We start from the raw sequence: 17,187 nt of genomic DNA, 5'->3' as shown, positions 1-17,187 counted from the left end.
CGTCAGCGGTCGCTGAGCAGTGGGCGCACCATGGTCGCCAGCAGGGTGAGGTCGACCGCGAACAGGAGCCGCTCGAACAGGCCGAGCGTGACCTCCTGGTGCGACGGCCCGGTGAGCATCGTCCAGACGAAGCCGCCGAGCACGATCACCACGGCGGCGAAACTGGCCACCGAAAGCCGCCGGATCGTCGTGCGGCGCGGCTCCCACGGGCAGCGTGCCCGGCCGGGGCGGGTCAGCACCCAGGCCGCGGCCGGAAGCGCGAGGAAGGCCGTCAGCGCGGCGTAGTTGTGAATCTGCCCGGCCAGCGAACGGGCCTGGCCTTCGGGATCGACGGGGACGAGCGCGAGGACGAACAGCCCGGCGCACCACACGCCGAGCAGGACGAGAACGGACTCGTAGCCGCTGCGGTGCGCCTTCGCGATGCCGCCGAGCAGGGCGAGCGAACCGAGTCCCAGCGCCAGGCACATCGCGCCGAACAGCGGGGCCGCGGTCGAACCGGGCGAGAGGTAGCCGTAGACGTACTCGGACAGCGTCTGCCAGATCGGGCTGACCTGGCTGGACAGCCGCAGGTGCAGGTCGATCGAGATGGCGACGGCGACGGCCATGCCGAAGATCGCGAGCCTGCCGTGCAGCGGGGAGACGGCACGGGCCGCGACGATCTTGGGCAAGGTCACTACCGGGTTCTCCAAGCACGTCGGGGCAGGTGTTCACCGTTTCGTTCCCGAAAGGTTACCCGGCGAACCTGTGAAAACCCCGTGCGCCTCAGAAGGCGAGCTGGGTCAGCGCGAACAGCGAGAATCCGGCGAAGACGAAGCCCGCCACGCGCTGGATGAGCTTGGGGCGGATGCGGCTCCGGACCTTCGCGCCGATGAAGACGGCGAGTCCGGCGACGGCGACCAGTGCGACGAAGGAGCCGAGCGCGACCGCGAACGGGTTGCCGAAGCGAGCCGTGAGGCTGGCTGTCGCGAGCTGGGAGGCGTCGCCCCACTCGGCGGCGAAGAGCACACCGAACGACGTCAGCGCGGAGCGGAAGAAGCTCGCGGGGCTCGGCCCGGAACGCGACGCGTCCTCTCCGCCGTCCTTACCGGGCCGGAACCCTTCACGGAGGAGCATGTACGCGCCGATACCGAACATCGTGGCGACGATCGCCGTTACCAGCTTGTCCGGCAGCAAAGTGAGCACACTGCCGAAAGTGGCGGCGATCGCGCATTGCACGGCGAACGCGGCGGTGACCCCTGCGAATACCGGCCACGCGCGGAAACGGGTGGTGAGAACCAGGGTGGCGACGAGCGTCTTGTCCGGTAGTTCCACGGCCAGTACCAGGCCGAACGCGCTGATGAGCGCCAACATCGAGTCAGACATGATGATTCTTCACCCCTTCACTGCAACGATAAAGGGGTGATTCGGTAAAGGGCAAGCTGATGGCTTTTCCGAATCGGTCGGCATGTACCAGCGAATTGTATTTCTTGGCTGAGCGGAAAGGAGGTTTCGGTAAACCGAATTCTTTTTTCAGGCGCCGCTGGTAGCGTCCGCGATCATGGACGAAAGAGTGCGTATCGAAGACGTGTGCAGGCGGCTGAAGGACCACTACGTGTTCCCCGACGTGGCCGAGAAGCTGACGGTGTACTTGCGGGCGAGGCTGGGCGAGGGCGCCTACGCCGGGCTCGACGACGAGGCGTTCGCCGACGCGGTCACCCAGGACCTGCAGTCGGTCAACGGGGACAAACATGTGCGGCTGCGATATCACGTCGACCCGCTGCCCGAGGTGGACGGCCAGTACTTCGATCTGGAGGAGTTCCGGCGCGAGGCGGAACTGAACTGTCACGGCATCGCGTCGGCGCGGCGGCTACCCGGGAACGTCGGCTACCTGGAGACGACGCTGTTCTACGGGCCGGACATCGCCGGCGAGGCACTGGCGGCGGCGATGACGCTGCTCGCGACGACCGACGCGCTGCTGATCGACGTCCGGGAGAACCGGGGCGGCGACCCGATGGCGGTGGCCATGCTGATCGGTTACCTGGTCGACGAGCCGACCCACTACAACAGTATCTATCTGCGCGACGGCGACGTGACCAACCAGTTCTGGTCGCTGCCGTACGTACCGGGTCGGAAGTTCGGCGCGGACAAGCCGGTGTGGGTGCTGACCGGTCCGGTCACGTTCTCCGGCGGGGAGGACCTGAGCTACTCGCTCCAGCAGCTGGGGCGGGCGAAGACGGTCGGCGCGGTGACCCGGGGCGGGGCGAACCCGAGGAAACAGTACAAAGTGGACACTCATTTGGATGTCACCGTCCCGGGTGGGCGGGCCGTGAACCCGGTCACGGGGACCAACTGGGAAGGCGTCGGCGTGCGGCCTGACATTGACGTCGATGTCGAGGCGGCGTTCGACACCGCGTACGCGCTGGCCTTGGAACACGTGCTGACACTGGGGGATTCGGGCCTGCGGCGACAGGTCGCCGACGAGGCGAGGCTCGCCCTCGCCGACCTCGGCTGAGCCGGATGCGGGACCTACGTCCCGCCGAGGTCAGGACCAGTTGAACTGGCGGGCCCACCTCGGGTTGAGCAGGCTTGAGGCGTGGAGGTTCTCGATCTCGCTAGGTGGCAGTTCGGCATAACCACCGTCTATCACTTCCTGATGGTCCCGCTGACCATCGGGCTTTCGGTCCTGGTCGCCGGGATGCAGACGGCGTGGGTCCGGACCGGTGATCCGCGCTATCTGAAGATGACCAAGTTCTGGGGGAAACTCCTGCTGGTCAACTTCGCGATGGGCGTGGTCACCGGGATCGTGCAGGAGTTCCAGTTCGGGATGAACTGGAGCGCGTACTCGCGGTTCGTCGGGGACGTGTTCGGCGCGCCGCTGGCGATGGAAGGGCTCGTCGCGTTCTTCGTCGAGTCGACCTTCCTGGGGTTGTGGATCTTCGGCTGGGACAAGTTGCCGAAGAAGGTCCATCTGGCGTGCGCTTGGGCGTACTCGCTGGCGACCGTGGCGTCCGCGTACTTCATCCTGGCGGCGAACTCGTGGATGCAGCATCCGGTCGGGGTCGAGTTCGTCGACGGGAAACCGACGATGAACTCGATCTGGGCGGTGCTGACGAACAACACGGCGCTGGCCGCGATCCCGCATACCCTCGCGGGTGCTTTCTCGGTGGCGGCGGCGTTCCTGGTCGGGGTGGCCGGCTGGCAGTTGTGGCGCAAGCGTTCGGGGGACGACGAGCACCGCGCGGTGTGGCGTTCGTCGTTGCGTCTCGGCGGCTGGACCGGGGTGGTGGCGTTCGCGGTGCTGGCGATCACCGGTGACGTGCAGGGCAAGCTGATGTTCGAGCAGCAGCCGATGAAGATGGCGTCGGCGGAAGCGTTGTGCCATACGGAGAAACCGGCGAGTTTCTCGATCATCGCGATCGGCGACGTACGGAACGCGAACTGCGAGGACGTCAAGACGTTCAACGTGCCCGCCCTGCTCTCGTTCTTGGCGCACAACGACTTCTCGACCGAGGTCAAGGGTGTCGAGAACCTGGTGACCGAGTACCAGGCGAAGTACGGCACGAACTATCCGGACGACCCGCAGCTCGGCTCGCTCGCGGGCAAGCCGATCGACTACGTGCCCAATCTGCCGGTGACCTACTGGGGTTTCCGCGCGATGATCGGTTTCGGCGCGATGTCGGCCGGGATCGGGCTGCTCGCGCTGTGGCTGACCCGGCGCGGGCGGATCCCCGGGCAGCGGTGGTTCCCGTGGCTCGTGCTCGGCGGGATCGCGACGCCGTTCATCGGCAACAGCGCCGGCTGGATCTTCACCGAGATGGGCCGTCAGCCGTTCGTGGTGGTGCCGAACCCGACCGGTGTCGACGGAGTGTGGATGTTCACCGCGAACGCGGTCTCGAAGTTGTCCACAGGCGAGGTGTGGACGTCGTTGATCGCTTTGACGACCGTCTACGCGGTGCTCGGCGTCGTCGAGGTCTACCTGATGCGCAAGTACGTGCGCGGCGGTGTCGACGCCGTCATGCCACCCAAGAAACCGGCTTCGACCAGCAAGAACGACGACCCGGAAGGCGGTGACAGCGATGACGACGCACTCGCCTTCGCCTACTGATCGCCTCTTGACGTCACCTACCCAGCCCCCCGCCCTTCCCGGGGGACGGCCCCGCACCCAGCGTATCGGGGGTATCGCTCAGGCGGGTTACCCACAGCCAATCTGTGGACAACTCGGGTGGTTGTGGATAACTCAGGGCGATCAGGGGCGGCGGCGCCGGATCGGTCGGGGTGGAGTGGTAGCGGCGGGTCCCGAAAGTGGCTTTCGCGACGCTCAACGTCTCGAAAGTGGCTTTCGCGACATCCGGGGCGGGCGCGGGCGCGGCCAGGCGGAGCGGCGGGCCGAAGGGGCCCATGGCCGCATCGCACGCGCCGAAAGCTCCCTTCGCCGCGTCGCATGCGGTGAAAGTCCCCTTCAGCCCCCAGCAGCAGGGAGCACCCGATGACTCTCGAAACGATCTGGTTCTGCGTCATCGCCCTCTTCTGGCTCGGGTACCTCTTCCTCGAAGGCTTCGACTTCGGCGTCGGCATGCTCATGCCGGTCCTCGCGAAGGACAACACCGAGCGCCGCGTCATGGTCAACACGATCGGCCCGGTCTGGGACGGCAACGAGGTCTGGCTGATCGTCGCGGGCGGCGCGATGTTCGCCGCGTTCCCCGGCTGGTACGCGTCGCTGTTCTCGGCCGCGTACCTTCCGCTCCTGGTCGTCCTGCTCGCCCTCATCGGCCGCGGCGTCGCGTTCGAATACCGCGGCAAGGTCGACTCCGACCGCTGGCGCCGCAACTGGGACCGCGTCATCGGGATCGGCTCGTGGATCCCGCCGTTCGGCGTCGGCCTGCTGCTCGCGACCACCGTCCTCGGTCTCCCGCTCGACGCCAAGGGCGACCGGGTCGGCGGCGCGTTCGCCGCGCTCAGCCTCGAAACCCTGCTCGGCGCGGTCGCGGTCGTCGGGTTCTCGCTGGTCCACGGCGCCGCGTTCCTCGCACTCAAGACCGAGGGCGATCTCCGCCACCGGGCGCGAAACCTGGCCACCCGCCTGCTCCCGGTCGCGCTGCTGCCGCTGCTCGCGTTCCTCATCGTCGTGCAACTCCGCTCGGGCGACCTGTGGACGCTGCTCCTGATCGGCGTCGCCGTCATCGCCGCGGTCCTCGCCTGGTTCCGCGTCCGCGCGGGCCGGGAAGGGCAGGCGTTCGCCGCACTCGGCGGGGTCATCGCCGCTTCGGCGGTCGCGATCTTCGTCGCGCTGTACCCGAACGTCCTTCCGTCCACTTTGGACGCGGCGAACACGCTGACCATCGCGGGTGAGGCGTCGAGCCCGTACACCCTGACCGTGATGACCTGGGTCGCGGTGTTCGGCGCCCCCGCCGTCCTGATCTACCAGGGCTGGACGTACTGGGTGTTCCGCAAGCGCATCGGCACCCGGCACATCCCACCGGTGCACGCACCATGACCGAACTTCCCGGCCGCGACACCCTTTCCGCCAAGGAGTCCACAATGGACCCAGCGCGACCGGGAAAGGGTCCGCTCGGCGCGCTGGCTCCACTTTCGGGTGCGGCGCGCCGAGCGTTGATCCTCAGCGGAATCCTCTCCTTCGTCAACGCGGTTTTGCTGGTGGGACAGGCGTTCCTGCTGGCCGATGTCCTCTCCGCGGTCGTCCGCGGAACACCGGGGGACCGCACCGCCCAGCTGGCCGTGCTGCTCGCGCTCGTCGCAGGGCGCGCGTTGACCGGCTGGGCGGTGCGGGTCGTTTCCGCCCGCGCGGCAGCCCGCGCGAAGGAAGAATTGCGCGCCAAGGCCATCGACCATGCCCTGCGGCTCGGCCCGGAATGGATCGCCCGCCGCGGCCACGGCGAGCTGACGTCGTTGACCACCAAGGGATTGGACGCGCTCGACGCCTACTTCACCCAGTACCTCCCGGCGCTGGTGACCGCCGCGATCGTGCCACTCGCCGCCGGCGCCGCGATCCTGTTCGCCGACTGGCCCTCGGCCCTGCTCATCGCGATCACCGTGCCGCTGGTGCCGCTGTTCGCCATCCTGATCGGCAAGCACACCGCCGAGCGGGTGGCCGACGCCGCCGACGCCGAACACCGGCTGTCGGGACAGTTGCTGGAACTCGTCCGCGCGCTGCCGATCCTCAGCGCGTTCCGCCGCGCCGAGGCGCAGGCCGAGACGGTACGGAAGATCTCCGAACGTCATCGCCGCTCGACACTCAAAACCTTGAAGGTCGCGTTCGCGTCGGCGTTCGCACTGGAACTGATCGCGACACTTTCGGTCGCGCTGGTCGCGGTCGTTATCGGCGTCCGGCTGGTGTCCGGCGAACTGCCGCTGGCCATCGGGCTCGGCGTGCTGATCCTCGCGCCGGAGTGCTACCAGCCGTTACGCGCGGTCGGTGCCGCGTTCCACGCCAGCGAAGACGGCGTCGAGGCCGTCCGCCGGGTCGCGGACGTCCTCGCGGAACCCTTGCCGCCCAACGGCTTCGAGGCAGCGGTCAAGGGCGAGGTCCGCGTCGAAGGACTTCGTGTGGCTCGAAGGGGCGGATTCGCGCCGGACGGCGAGACGTTCAGCGTCCGGCCTGGCGAACTGACGTGGTTGCGCGCTCCCAGCGGCGGAGGCAAATCGACGACGCTCGCCGCACTGCTCGGCTTCGTGCAGGCCCACGACGGGGCCATCACCGTCGGCAGCACCAGCCTCGCCGACGCGGATCTCGAGCGTTGGCGCGAGAACGTCGCCTGGGTTCCGCAGTCGCCGGTGTTCGGCGGGGGCACCGTCCGCGACGAGGCCGGCGCGGACGACATTCTCGGCGAACTCGGGCTGACCGGCCTGGCCGAACGCCCGGTTTCCAAGCTGTCGCAAGGACAACGCCAGCGAGTCGCGGTGGCGCGGGCCTTGATGCGGATCCGGTCGGGCGCGTGGCTGCTCCTGCTCGACGAGCCCACCGCGCACCTCGACGAGGTCAGCGCCGGACTCGTCATGGCCGCCGTCTCCAAGGCCGTCGACAACGGCGCCGCCGCGATCATCGCCGCGCACGAACGCACGCCCGGTATCGATATGTCGACAGGCCTGCCGGAGGAAGTCGTCACGACGGACGAGCAGTCCCCGACCCGGCCGGTTCCGTGGCGCGAGTTGCTGCACCCCAGGTTCTTCGGCGGAGCGCTGCTCGGCGCCGCCGCCCTGCTCGCCGGAGTCGCGCTCGCCGCGCTTTCGGGCTGGCTGATCGCCAAGGCGTCGCAGCAGCCGCCGATCCTGACGCTGACGGTGATGATCGTCGGCGTGCGGACGTTCGGCCTCGGCCGCGCGGGGTTGCGGTACCTCGAACGGCTGGTCACGCACGACGCCGCGTTCCGGACCGCCGGAAGCCTGCGGGTGCGGCTGTGGCGGTCGCTGGTGCGGCTCGGACCGGCTCGGGCGGTTCGGGCCGGTGAGGAGCAGCGGCGACTGGTCGGCGACACCGACACGGTGCGCGATCTGCTGCCCCGGGTGATCACGCCGCTGGTCGTGGTCGCTTTGGTGGTCGTGGGTGCCGTCGTCGTCCAGGCCGTCGTGCTGCCCGAAGCCGGGCTCGTGCTGGCCGCGGCCGTACTGGTGGGTGCGTTCGCGCCGCTGCTCGCGCTTCGGGCGGAACGCCGCGCGACCAGTGCGCTGGCCACCGGACGGCGGTCGGTGTCGGCGCAGGTGCTGAGCCTGTTCGAAGCCGCCGCCGAGTTGATCGCGTACGGGGTCGACAAGGCACGACGTCGCCGAATCGCCACGACCGACGCCGCGCTGACCGCCGAAGCGCGGCGACAGGCCTTCGGTGCTGGAGCGGCCGACGCCCTGATCATCCTGGCGACGGGTGCCGCCACCGTCGTGAGCGCCGGGCTCGCCCTGAACGCCGTCGCCGCCGGTGCGCTGAACCCGGTCCTCGCGCCCGTGGTCGCCCTCGTACCGCTCGCGCTGACGGAAGTCCTCTCCCTGCTTCCGCCTGTCGCGCAGCACTGGGACACCCTGCGCCAGGCCCGTCTGCGCCTCGGCGGCTGTGATGAACGGACCGTTTATAACAAATCCTGTTATGAACGGACCGTTCATAACACCGGTGGGGTGCGGATCCGCGACGCCGACCTCGGCTGGCCCGGCACCGAGCACCCGGTGCTCACCGGTGTCGACCTCGACATCGCGCCCGGCACGCACGTGGCCGTCGTCGGCCCGAGCGGCGCCGGGAAGTCGACGCTCGTCGCGGCTCTGCTCGGTTTCCTGAAGCCGAGCAAGGGCGACGTCGCCGTGCCCGAGAACGTCGCCTGGGCGCCGCAAGAACCGATGCTCGTCTCGACGACGGTCGCCGAGAACCTGCGCCTCGCCAAACCGGCGGCGTCCGAGGCCGACCTGCGAAAAGCCTTGTACCAGGCCGTTCTCGAGGACGTCGAGCTCACCACGATGCTGGACAGCGCGGGTGCCGGGCTGTCGGGCGGGCAGGCGCAGCGGCTCGCGCTCGCGCGTGCCGTGCTCGGCGCCGCGCGCGCCGATCTCGTCCTGCTGGACGAACCGACCGCGCACCTCGACGAGCTCACCGCGCGCACCGTCCGCGAACGCCTCGGCGAGGCGCTGGCCGGGAAGACCGTCGTGCACGTCACGCACAACGCCGCCGAAGCCGCGGACGCCGATGTCGTCCTTGAGGTGCGAGAGGGTCGCGTCACAGCGCGCACACCGGTCGGGGCGGACTAGGCCGTGTCCTGTGAGTCTGTTCGCGGTCTTCGCGCCCAGGCGGCCCCTGACGGCACGGGCGGTCCAGCCGAGTACAACCCGGTACGAGGCCGAACCGCCCGCACCGCCAGGAACCACCTGGATCACGAAGCCCCATCGAACACACTCACAGGACACGGCCTAATGTCGATAGCGCTCATGGATCCCACGCTTGCCGCGCGCGCACTGTCCGCCGCCACCGAGATCACCGGCACCGCCCTGTCCGGCGACGACCCGGGCGACGTGCTGGAGACCGTCCTCGCCCGCGCCGTCGAACTGGCCGAGGCCGACCTCGGTCTCGTCATGGTGCGCGCGGACGACGGCCAGGTGGTCGTCGAGGCCGCGCACGGGGCCACCACTCAGGGCCTCCGTGGGCTGGCCTTCGCCGCCGATTCCGCCGCCGGGCAGGTCGCCCGCGGCGGTAAACCCGTGGTGAGCGAGGACTTCACCGTCGATCCCCGCACGGCGCCGTTCGTGCCGCCGGAGCTGCAAGGCTTCGGGCCCTTCGCGGCGTCGGCGTTCGGCGCGGGCGGGCGGGTCCTCGGCGCGCTCACCGTGTACCGCCGCCACGGCGGGGCCCCGTTCTCCGCCAGCACGGTCGAGGTGCTCACCGCCTTCGCGGCGCAGGCGGGCGTGGTGCTCGCCCTGGCCGAAGGCGCCAACGCCCGGCACCGCGTCACTCTTTACCAAGAGCGCGAACGCATCGCGCGCGAACTGCACGACGTCATCGTGCAACGCCTCTACGGCGCGGGCATGCAGCTCGACCGCGTCCGCAAGAACATGCGGAAACGGTTCGCGCAGGCCGACGGCGTGCGGTTGTCCGAGGCGATCGACCAGCTCGACCAGACCATCGAGGAGATCCGCGGCACCGTACGCGCCCTGCGCAGCCCGGAACCCGCGAACGAGACGGTCACCGCCACCGACCTCGCCGAGTCCGCGCGGGGCGAGGTGCGCATCGCGGGCGAGCTGCTCGGCTACCCGCCGACCCTCGAACTGTCGGGAGAGCTGGCCGACATCCCCGCCGAACAGGCGGACCACATCCGCGCCGCACTGCGCGAAGCACTGTCCAATGTGGTCAGACACTCCGGAGCGAGCGAGACCCGCGTGACGCTCAGCCGCGACGCCGAGGGCGTCAAACTCCGCGTGCGGGACAACGGATCCGGTGTGCCCCAAGGTGTCGCCAAACGCGGCCTCCGGCATCTCGCCGAACGCGCGACGACCTCCGGCGGGCGCTTTTCGATCAATTCGTCACCGAGTCTGGGGACTTTGGTCGCTTTCGACGTGCCACTTGACCAACCCGTGTGAAATTAACGGGCGCTGTCGCTCGATAGAGTGACGATTCGCGTTTTCCGATTAATCCGTAACAGCCTGCGTCGGCGCGCGATTATAAGGGTATCGAACGCGCTCGGAGCGCGAATTCCCATCGAAAGGACTCCACATGTCCTCGGTTCGTCGCGCCATCGGCACAGTCGTGATCCTCGCCGGATTCTCCTTGTTCGGCCCCGCTTCCGTCGCGTTCGCGCTGGCCGAAGCACCCGCGATCGCCGACCTCGACTGCAAGGACTTCCAGTACCAGGAAGAGGCGCAGGCGGAGTACGAGAAAGATCGATCCGATCCGCACGGTCTCGACGACGACAAGGACGGAATAGCGTGCGAAACGTTGCCGAAGCGGGGAACGACGCCGACGAAAACGATCACACCGACCGTTTCTCCCAGCGCAACCGAAACGAAACCGGCGCCGAGCAGTACGAAATCCGCGGACAAGGACTGCGCCGATTTCCCGTCACAGGCCGCGGCGCAGGCCGAGCTCACGAGGAACCCGAGTGACCCGCACAAGCTCGACGGTGACAACGACGGTTACGCCTGTGAGTCCAGGTTCGGCGAGCCCGCGAAATCCGGCCAGGTGAAGGTCAAGCCCGTCGGCGGTGTCGCGACCGGTGGCGGTGAGGAAGCCGCCGAAGTCAACGGCGGTCTCCTGGAGATCGGCGCGGTCGCGCTCACCGGCGCGGCACTGCTGACCGCGTCGGCCGCGGGCGCCTCCGTCGTTCTCCGGCGGCGTGCGGAGCGATGACCAGGGCTTCTTGGCGCCGATGGCCGTTCCCGATGGTCATCGGCACCCTCATCGGGGTGATGCTCGCGGCCGCGCTGGCCGCGTGCGCCGCCCCGCCGGCGGGCAAGGTCGCGTCACCGGCGGCACCTTCCACGGTGTCCTCGATGGTTTCCTCGGTGGCGCCGTCGGCCGTCGCGGCCCCACCGCTCGGCCCCGGGAAACCGGCGACGCTCGAAATCCCGGCGATCGGGGTCCGCACCGGCGAGATCGTCGACCTCGGCCTGGCCGGTGACGGCAGCCTGCAAGTGCCGCACGACGCGATCACCACCGGCTGGTTCACCGGCGGCCCGGCACCCGGCGAGATCGGCCCCGCCGTGCTCGCGGGGCACGTCGACTACAAGAAGGTCCCCGGTGTCTTCGTCCGGCTCAAGGAACTGAAGCCCGGCGACGAAGCCGTCGTTCATCGCAAGGACGGGGCCACCGCGGTGTTCACCGTGTACGCCGTCGAGCGGCATCCGAAAGCGACCTTCCCGACGGAGAAGGTCTATGGCGACACGTCCGAGCCGGAACTGCGCCTGATCACCTGCGGCGGGGACTTCGACTCCTCGACCGGCAACTATCTCGACAACGTCGTCGCCTACGCCAAATTGACCCGCGTTTAATCCGGGGTATGCGCACCGTCCACGTCGTCACCCATCCGCAGGCCACCCACCACGTCGATCACCTCGTCGGCGGCTGGTACGACTCCGAACTCACGCCCGAAGGCGAGCGTGCCGCCGTCGCCATCGCGGAGTCGCTGCACGCGAAGGTGCCGGAGGACGTGGAGCTGTACTCCTCGGACCTGCGGCGCACGGCGCGGACGGCGGAAGTGATCGGCGAAAGGCTCGGCGTGACACCGGTTCTGGACCCGCGGCTGCGCGAGAAGTCGTACGGAGAAGCCGGTGGCAAACCGCAGGAGTGGCTGGACAGCCGGTTCGTCCCGCCACCGGCGACCGGCGAGCGGCTGGGGCACGACGAGGGAATCCCGGGCGCCGAGACCAAAGGCGCGATGGCCGCGCGGGTCTACGCGGCGATGGAGTCGATCCTCGAAAGCGACCGCGAGCACCAGATCGTCGTGACACACGGCGGCGCGCTCACCTTCGTCATCGCGGCGTGGATCCGGATGCCGCTCGAGTCGGCCGGGTACGTCGACTTCCGCGGTTCACCCGGCAGCGTCATCGTGCTCCGTGAGGACGACTACTTTCACAACCGGCAGGTCGTGCTTCCCGCCGGCAAATGACAGGATCTCCCCGGAAAGCCGAAGAAGACGTGGGGAGATGACATGCCGAGGTTCCTGCGAGCCGTGGCCCTTGCCGCCGCCGTGGCGGTCGTGCCGATCGCCCTGCCCGCCACGTCGGCGGCCGCGACCGGGTCCCGCTGCCCGCAGCTGCGGCTGGCCGACTACTGGTATGGCGACAACGCCGCGAAGATCCAGCAGGTCATCGACGAACGCGGCCGTTGCGCCGGGAAGCACGGCGAGCGGCCGGTGGCGGTGTTCGACTGGGACAACACCGTCATCAAGAACGACATCTCCGACCAGACCGTCTTCTGGATGATCCGGCACGACAAGGTCCTCCAGCCGAGGAACAAGGACTGGCGCACGACCAGCCGGTACATGACCGACGCCGGGGCGAACGCGCTCGCCCGCGCGTGCGGCACCGCCACCCCGGCCGGGAAACCGCTGCCGACCAGCAAGAACGTCGCCTGCGCGGACGAACTCTTGTCTGTGCGGAAGAACGCGAAGACGAGCACCGGCGAAGAAGTCTTCGCGGGGAACAACCGGCGCTACATGGAGGCGGCCTACGCCTGGGTCGCGCAGATCAACGCGGGGTACCGCCCGGACGAGGTCCGCGCGATCGCCCGGCAGGCGAGGGCGGCGGCGTTGCTGGCGCCGGTCGGGGCGACCCAAAAGGTCGGTTCGAGCACCCAAATCGCGTGGATCCGGTACTATCCGGAGATCAAGGACCTGATCGCGACGCTGAACAAGGCCGGGTTCTCGACCTGGGTCGTTTCCGCCTCGCCCAAGGAATTCGCCGACGTCTGGGGTTCCGCGATCGGCATCCCGCCGAGTCGCACCCTCGGGATCTACTCGCAGACCACGAACGGCCGGATCAACGGGCACCTCGAAGGCTGCGGCGGGCACGCCGACGGCGCCGACGAGGTCATGACCTACATCGACGGGAAGCGCTGCTACATCAACGAGCGGATCCTCGGGATCCGCGGCGCGAAGGCGATGGAAGCGGCACCGGCGGCCAAGCGGCAGGCGCTCGCCGGCGGCGACGCGACCACCGACGTCACGATGCTGCGCGACGCCACCGGAGTCCGCGTCACGCTCAACCGCAACAAGGACGAGCTGATGTGCCGCGCCTACGACAACGCCGACGGCAAGTGGGCGGTGAACCCGATGTTCATCGAGCCCTTCCCCGCACTGAACCGCACCTATCCGTGCTCGACGACGGCGTACGAGAACGCCGACGGCACCCACGGCCCGGTGCTGCGCGACGACGGCACGGCGATCCCGGACCAGCGGGACATCGTTCACCCCTGAGCGGGTTCACGAAGCGTGACCCTCTCCTCGCCCCGCTGCTACCGTGGCGTTCTGGGCTGAGTGAGGGGGAGGCCGTGGTTGACCTGTTGCAGGTCGTCGTGGACGAAGCCGCGAAGGCGGCCGCGGCCTCGGCGGTGGGGTCCGTCTCCACAGCGACCCGGAACGTGGTGTCACTGCTCAAGGAACGGCTCGGCACGGGCAAGTCCGGTAAGGACGCGCTGAGCCGCCGGGCACTCACCGCGGCCCGCGCGGACAAGGAGTGGGCGGATCGCCTGATCGAGGCGGTTTCCGTCCTGCACGACGAAAACGTCTCGACGGCGACAGCCGGAATCGAGAACTTCCGCAATCACCTCGCCATCCTCGCCGACCCGCCGAGGACAGGGCTGAAGCTGATCGTCGGCCCGGGAGGTTCGGGAAAGACCGAACTCGCCCGCCAGCTCGCCGAAAGGGTGCGGGAAGACTTCCCGTCGGGCCGGGTCGAGGTGCCGCTCGCCCGGTACCGCGACGGCGACGAATTCGACGCCGCCGCGGTGAAACGGTACGTGCTCAGGGAATTCGGGATCCCCCACGGCGAGATCCCGGTCGACGACGAACAGCTGGACCGGCAGTTCCTGTCGGTGCTGGTCACCAGGTCGTTCGTGCTGATCCTGGACGACGTCGAACTGGCCTCCGAGCTGGCCTTGTTCACCAGGTTCCGCACCAGCCTGGTGCTGGCGACGGCTTCGGTGTACAGCCGCGAACTGAAAGCGTGCGATCCCGCCGCCATCGAGTTGCGGGGGCTCGACGTCGAGGGCGCTCGGCACCTTCTCGCGGACTTCTGCGGCAAGGTCCGGCCGTTGGACGAGCCGGTCGAGACCGATCGGCTGATCGACCTCTGTGACCGGATGCCACTCGCACTCCGCGAGGTCGGTGTCACCCTCGCCGGTCGCGCCGGCGAAGCCCGGCCCGTGGCGGCGTTGCTCGACGAGTACCGCGACACGGGTGTCGTAGACGCTGAAGGAGTCATTCACGATTCCCTGCGGCGCACGTTCGCACGGCTTTCGGACGCCGCCGTCGAGGCCTGTGCCGTACTCGCCGATCATCCCGGTGGCTTCTTCACCCGGGCCACCGCGGCGGCGATGACCGGCGAGGCGAAGGTCGTCGACGAACTGATCGCCGCGCAGCTGACCTATCAGGTCGGCGATTGGTATTCGCTCACGATCCTCGCCGGACAGTACGCGCGCAAACTGCCGTCGGACCGGGACGCGGGCTTCGATCGGTTGCTCGCTCATGTCCGTGACACGGCGGTCGCGGCGGACTTTCGGGAGAACCCCGATCGGCTGCGCACCTACGTCGTTCCGTCGAAGCGGGTCTGGGAACCGCGGATCGATCACATCGACTGGCTGGAGTGGCACCGGTCGCTGATCGGCGAGCTGGTGAAGCTCACCTGTCTGCGCCGCCGCTACAAGGAAACCTTGCAGCTGGCCGGAGCCTTCGAGACGCTCGTGAACAAACGCTGGTACTGGCGCGAATTCATCGAGATCAGTGACTGGGCGGTGAAAGCCGCCGAAGCGGACCGGGACGCGAAACCCGCGCAGCTCGCGCGGGCACTGATGATGCGGGGCAAGGCCCGCTACATGGCTCGCTGGTTCCCCGCCGCGCTGGAGGATCTCGACAGGGCGGCGACGACCCTGTCCGGCCCGGCGGCGGGGTTCGCGGAGAACAGATGGCGCAAGCTCCAGGCGTCGCTGGCGGAGTTCCGGGGGCGTTTCCACGAAGAGCGCGCGGATCTGCTCGTCCACCGGCGAGCCGGTGAAGCGGAAATCAAGCGAGAACTCGCCGAGGCCGCACGTCAGCTCCGTCTCGCGTGCGCCCTCAGCACGGAACTCGCCGACGGCCCCGCTCTGGCCATCCACCCCCGGATGCTCGCGAACGTCCTGATCAAACTCGGTGAACCGGCCGAGGCGATCGCGGTCCTCGCCGCGATGATCGCCGCCGGACGCAATCAGGCCAGGGTCGAGATGGTCTACGCCAACGCGTATCTGGCGCTCGGCGAACTCGCCGAGGCGCGGGTGCGGTTCGACTCCGCGTGGCATCAGATGGCCGCCCAGAGAGCCACTCAATACGTCTGGGAACTCAGGGAACTCCAGGCGCGGCTCATGACCGCCGAAGGTGACCCCGGCGCGATCGACGTATGGGGACAGCTGGCTTACGACGCCACCCAGATCGGCCACCCGCGGGCCGACCGGTACTTCAGCGCACTCGAATCGTGACCGCCCGATCGCCGACCTCGAGCAGTTCGGTCGGCGACAACCGGCCGAGGTAGGCGAGGGAAGCGGCGATCAGCGGGTCGATCGATCGGACTGCCAGCGTCAGTTCCCGCTGGACACCGTCGCGGGTACGGACCAGGCAGGTGCTCCTGCCGACCGTCGCCGCGGCCACCATGGCGTCCGGCCACTGCCGGAGGATTTCCTCCGACCACCGGGGAAAGCGTTCGCTGTCCTGCTCCTCCAGTCCGATGTAGACGATCGCGGCACTGGACAGCTGCCGCACCGTCGCCCGGGTTTCGTGCGCCACCAGGTGTTTGCCCGCCAGATCGTGCCGTCGGCCGGTGCTCGGGAACCGCACGATCTTCACGGCGGGCCCGGTCTCCTCCGCGCCGACGACGAAGGCGGCGACGTCCTGCGGTTCGACGTCGGGCACCTCGTGGGGCGGGAACGTGGCTTCGGTGGCGGGTTCGGAAAGATCCATCAGCCGGTACAGCTGTGGCCGCAGCAGTCCTGCCGACATGTCCGCGGCGCCGACGGCCTGTTTGACGACGGCCGCGTGGTCACCGGGGGTGTGCCGTCGGATCGCGAGATCGATCTGGGGACCCAGCGCGTCGCCCGGATCGAGCCGCGCGGTCTGCGCGGCGAGCGCTTCGATGGGGGAACCGGGGACCATGGTCTCACCGCCGTCGCCGATGAGGAGCAATGGCCGGTCCACCGCGGCGGCGTACAGCGCCAGCGAACCGAAGTCCGAGATGACACACGAAGCGGCGGTGAGCGCGGCCTGCCAGCCTGCTTCGGGAGAAAGCACCTGGAGCCCCGCTTGCCGTGCCTCGGAGAGCCAGGCGTCGACCTGCCAAGGGCTGTGGGCCGCGGTGATCCCCGGATGGAGCACGGCACAGCAGCGATAACCGTCGTACTCCAGTTCGGACACCAGCCGCAGCGGGAGATCGGGCACGGTCCCCAGCAGGGAACCGGGGCCCCACGTGGAGGCGATGACGACCAGGGTGTGGCCGGGATCCCCGAAGGCCGCGCGGTAGGCGGAGGCACGGTGCATCCCCGCCCGCAGGCGGTCGTGGCACGGATCCCCGACCATCACCGCGCGGGCCGCCGCTTCGGGACCCGCTTCCCGCAGGTGGGCGCGCTGCTCGGCGTGGGAGAGCGCGACCATGGCGGGAACCACCCGGCCGTCGTGCACGAGCCGGGCCGGGTTCATCCCGGCGACCGTCCGGCTCCGCGGGTAGTACTTCTGGTAGCCGATTCCGTGGGGTACCAGGACGATCGGCGCGTCGAAGAGGTGGAGGTCGTCGTTCTCGCTCGCCGCGATCACCAGATCGAAGCGGCTTTCGAGGGCCTGCCGCCACGAAACGACCGAGGCGCGAAGTGTGCCGAGGAATTCGGGCACACCGGCGCTGAAGATCGCGGTGCTGTCCGCGTCGTAGGTGAAGACCAGCTGGATGCGGCGATCGCTTTCGATCAACGACAGGATGTCCAGGAGCCTGGTCAGCGTCGTGACCGTGCGGACGACCACCAGGACCTTGCGTTCGATTCCGATGGTGAGCCAC

13 protein-coding genes are annotated in these 17,187 nt (G+C 68.9%); 10 read left to right on the top strand and 3 right to left on the bottom strand.

Going from position 1 to position 17,187, the window contains the following annotated elements; genetic code table 11:
- Positions 1 to 2: 2 nt before the first annotated feature.
- A complete protein-coding gene (locus tag ACLARN_RS00905; protein WP_409489369.1) occupies positions 3 to 674 on the bottom strand; it encodes a DUF998 domain-containing protein in 672 nt (223 codons plus the stop codon).
- Positions 675 to 762: 88 nt separating this feature from the next.
- Entirely contained in the window at positions 763 to 1,350 is a 588-nt protein-coding gene (locus ACLARN_RS00900) for a TMEM165/GDT1 family protein (protein WP_409489629.1), read from the bottom strand.
- A 187-nt stretch (positions 1,351 to 1,537) separates the two neighbouring features.
- On the opposite strand from ACLARN_RS00900, the gene ACLARN_RS00895 reads away from it, so the two are divergent.
- The 10 genes from ACLARN_RS00895 to ACLARN_RS00850 all read left to right on the top strand — a co-directional run bounded on the left by ACLARN_RS00895 (position 1,538) and on the right by ACLARN_RS00850 (position 15,628).
- On the top strand, positions 1,538 to 2,491 hold the full coding sequence (locus ACLARN_RS00895; RefSeq protein WP_409489368.1) for a S41 family peptidase: 954 nt from the start codon (positions 1,538 to 1,540) through the stop codon (positions 2,489 to 2,491).
- 81 nt (positions 2,492 to 2,572) lie between these two features.
- On the top strand, positions 2,573 to 4,084 hold the full coding sequence (locus tag ACLARN_RS00890) for a cytochrome ubiquinol oxidase subunit I (RefSeq protein WP_409489367.1): 1,512 nt from the start codon (positions 2,573 to 2,575) through the stop codon (positions 4,082 to 4,084).
- Positions 4,085 to 4,465: 381 nt separating this feature from the next.
- Positions 4,466 to 5,473, top strand: coding sequence for a cytochrome d ubiquinol oxidase subunit II (cydB, locus tag ACLARN_RS00885; RefSeq protein WP_409489366.1), 1,008 nt, complete (start codon positions 4,466 to 4,468; stop codon positions 5,471 to 5,473).
- Positions 5,470 to 8,721: a thiol reductant ABC exporter subunit CydC gene (gene cydC, locus ACLARN_RS00880; RefSeq protein ID WP_409489365.1), complete on the top strand. Its 3,252-nt coding sequence runs from the start codon at positions 5,470 to 5,472 to the stop codon at positions 8,719 to 8,721. The genes cydB and cydC overlap by 4 nt, the downstream gene beginning before the upstream one ends.
- 177 nt (positions 8,722 to 8,898) lie before the next feature.
- Complete coding sequence (locus ACLARN_RS00875; RefSeq protein ID WP_409489364.1) at positions 8,899 to 10,044, top strand: GAF domain-containing sensor histidine kinase; 1,146 nt, start codon at positions 8,899 to 8,901, stop codon at positions 10,042 to 10,044.
- A 133-nt stretch (positions 10,045 to 10,177) separates the two neighbouring features.
- The gene (locus ACLARN_RS00870) at positions 10,178 to 10,810 is read left to right on the top strand and encodes an excalibur calcium-binding domain-containing protein (RefSeq protein WP_409489363.1); all 633 of its coding nucleotides are present in this window, start codon (positions 10,178 to 10,180) and stop codon (positions 10,808 to 10,810) included.
- Positions 10,807 to 11,451, top strand: a complete 645-nt coding sequence (locus ACLARN_RS00865) for a class F sortase (RefSeq protein ID WP_409489362.1) — start codon at positions 10,807 to 10,809, stop codon at positions 11,449 to 11,451. The genes ACLARN_RS00870 and ACLARN_RS00865 overlap by 4 nt, the downstream gene beginning before the upstream one ends.
- Before the next feature lie 8 nt (positions 11,452 to 11,459).
- Positions 11,460 to 12,068 carry a histidine phosphatase family protein gene (locus ACLARN_RS00860; RefSeq protein WP_409489361.1) on the top strand — a complete coding sequence of 203 codons (609 nt, stop codon included), beginning with the start codon at positions 11,460 to 11,462 and terminating at the stop codon, positions 12,066 to 12,068.
- Positions 12,069 to 12,110: 42 nt separating this feature from the next.
- Complete coding sequence (locus ACLARN_RS00855) at positions 12,111 to 13,376, top strand: haloacid dehalogenase-like hydrolase (protein WP_409489360.1); 1,266 nt, start codon at positions 12,111 to 12,113, stop codon at positions 13,374 to 13,376.
- A 74-nt stretch (positions 13,377 to 13,450) separates the two neighbouring features.
- The gene (locus ACLARN_RS00850) at positions 13,451 to 15,628 is read left to right on the top strand and encodes an AAA family ATPase (RefSeq protein WP_409489359.1); all 2,178 of its coding nucleotides are present in this window, start codon (positions 13,451 to 13,453) and stop codon (positions 15,626 to 15,628) included.
- Here ACLARN_RS00850 and ACLARN_RS00845 read toward each other — a convergent pair.
- Complete coding sequence (locus tag ACLARN_RS00845) at positions 15,609 to 17,153, bottom strand: hypothetical protein (protein ID WP_409489358.1); 1,545 nt, start codon at positions 17,151 to 17,153, stop codon at positions 15,609 to 15,611. The genes ACLARN_RS00850 and ACLARN_RS00845 overlap by 20 nt on opposite strands.
- Positions 17,154 to 17,187 lie beyond the last annotated feature (34 nt).

Origin of the sequence: Amycolatopsis sp. cmx-11-12 (genome assembly GCF_046269425.1) — a bacterium.
In the GTDB taxonomy this organism is placed as follows: Bacteria; Actinomycetota; Actinomycetes; order Mycobacteriales; family Pseudonocardiaceae; genus Amycolatopsis.
The sequence above is the reverse complement of the archived record's forward strand: the minus strand, read 5'-3'. Positions and strand labels throughout refer to the sequence as shown.

What these genes read in the sequence shown, in the direction of transcription:
- ACLARN_RS00900 (WP_409489629.1), bottom strand. Translation starts at nt 1,350, where the DNA reads ATGTTGGCGCTCATCAGCGCGTTCGGCCTGGTACTGGCCGTGGAACTA.
- ACLARN_RS00895 (WP_409489368.1), top strand. Translation starts at nt 1,538, where the DNA reads ATGGACGAAAGAGTGCGTATCGAAGACGTGTGCAGGCGGCTGAAGGAC.
- cydB (WP_409489366.1), top strand. Translation starts at nt 4,466, where the DNA reads ATGACTCTCGAAACGATCTGGTTCTGCGTCATCGCCCTCTTCTGGCTC.
- cydC (WP_409489365.1), top strand. Translation starts at nt 5,470, where the DNA reads ATGACCGAACTTCCCGGCCGCGACACCCTTTCCGCCAAGGAGTCCACA.
- ACLARN_RS00875 (WP_409489364.1), top strand. Translation starts at nt 8,899, where the DNA reads ATGGATCCCACGCTTGCCGCGCGCGCACTGTCCGCCGCCACCGAGATC.
- ACLARN_RS00870 (WP_409489363.1), top strand. Translation starts at nt 10,178, where the DNA reads ATGTCCTCGGTTCGTCGCGCCATCGGCACAGTCGTGATCCTCGCCGGA.
- ACLARN_RS00865 (WP_409489362.1), top strand. Translation starts at nt 10,807, where the DNA reads ATGACCAGGGCTTCTTGGCGCCGATGGCCGTTCCCGATGGTCATCGGC.
- ACLARN_RS00860 (WP_409489361.1), top strand. Translation starts at nt 11,460, where the DNA reads ATGCGCACCGTCCACGTCGTCACCCATCCGCAGGCCACCCACCACGTC.
- ACLARN_RS00855 (WP_409489360.1), top strand. Translation starts at nt 12,111, where the DNA reads ATGCCGAGGTTCCTGCGAGCCGTGGCCCTTGCCGCCGCCGTGGCGGTC.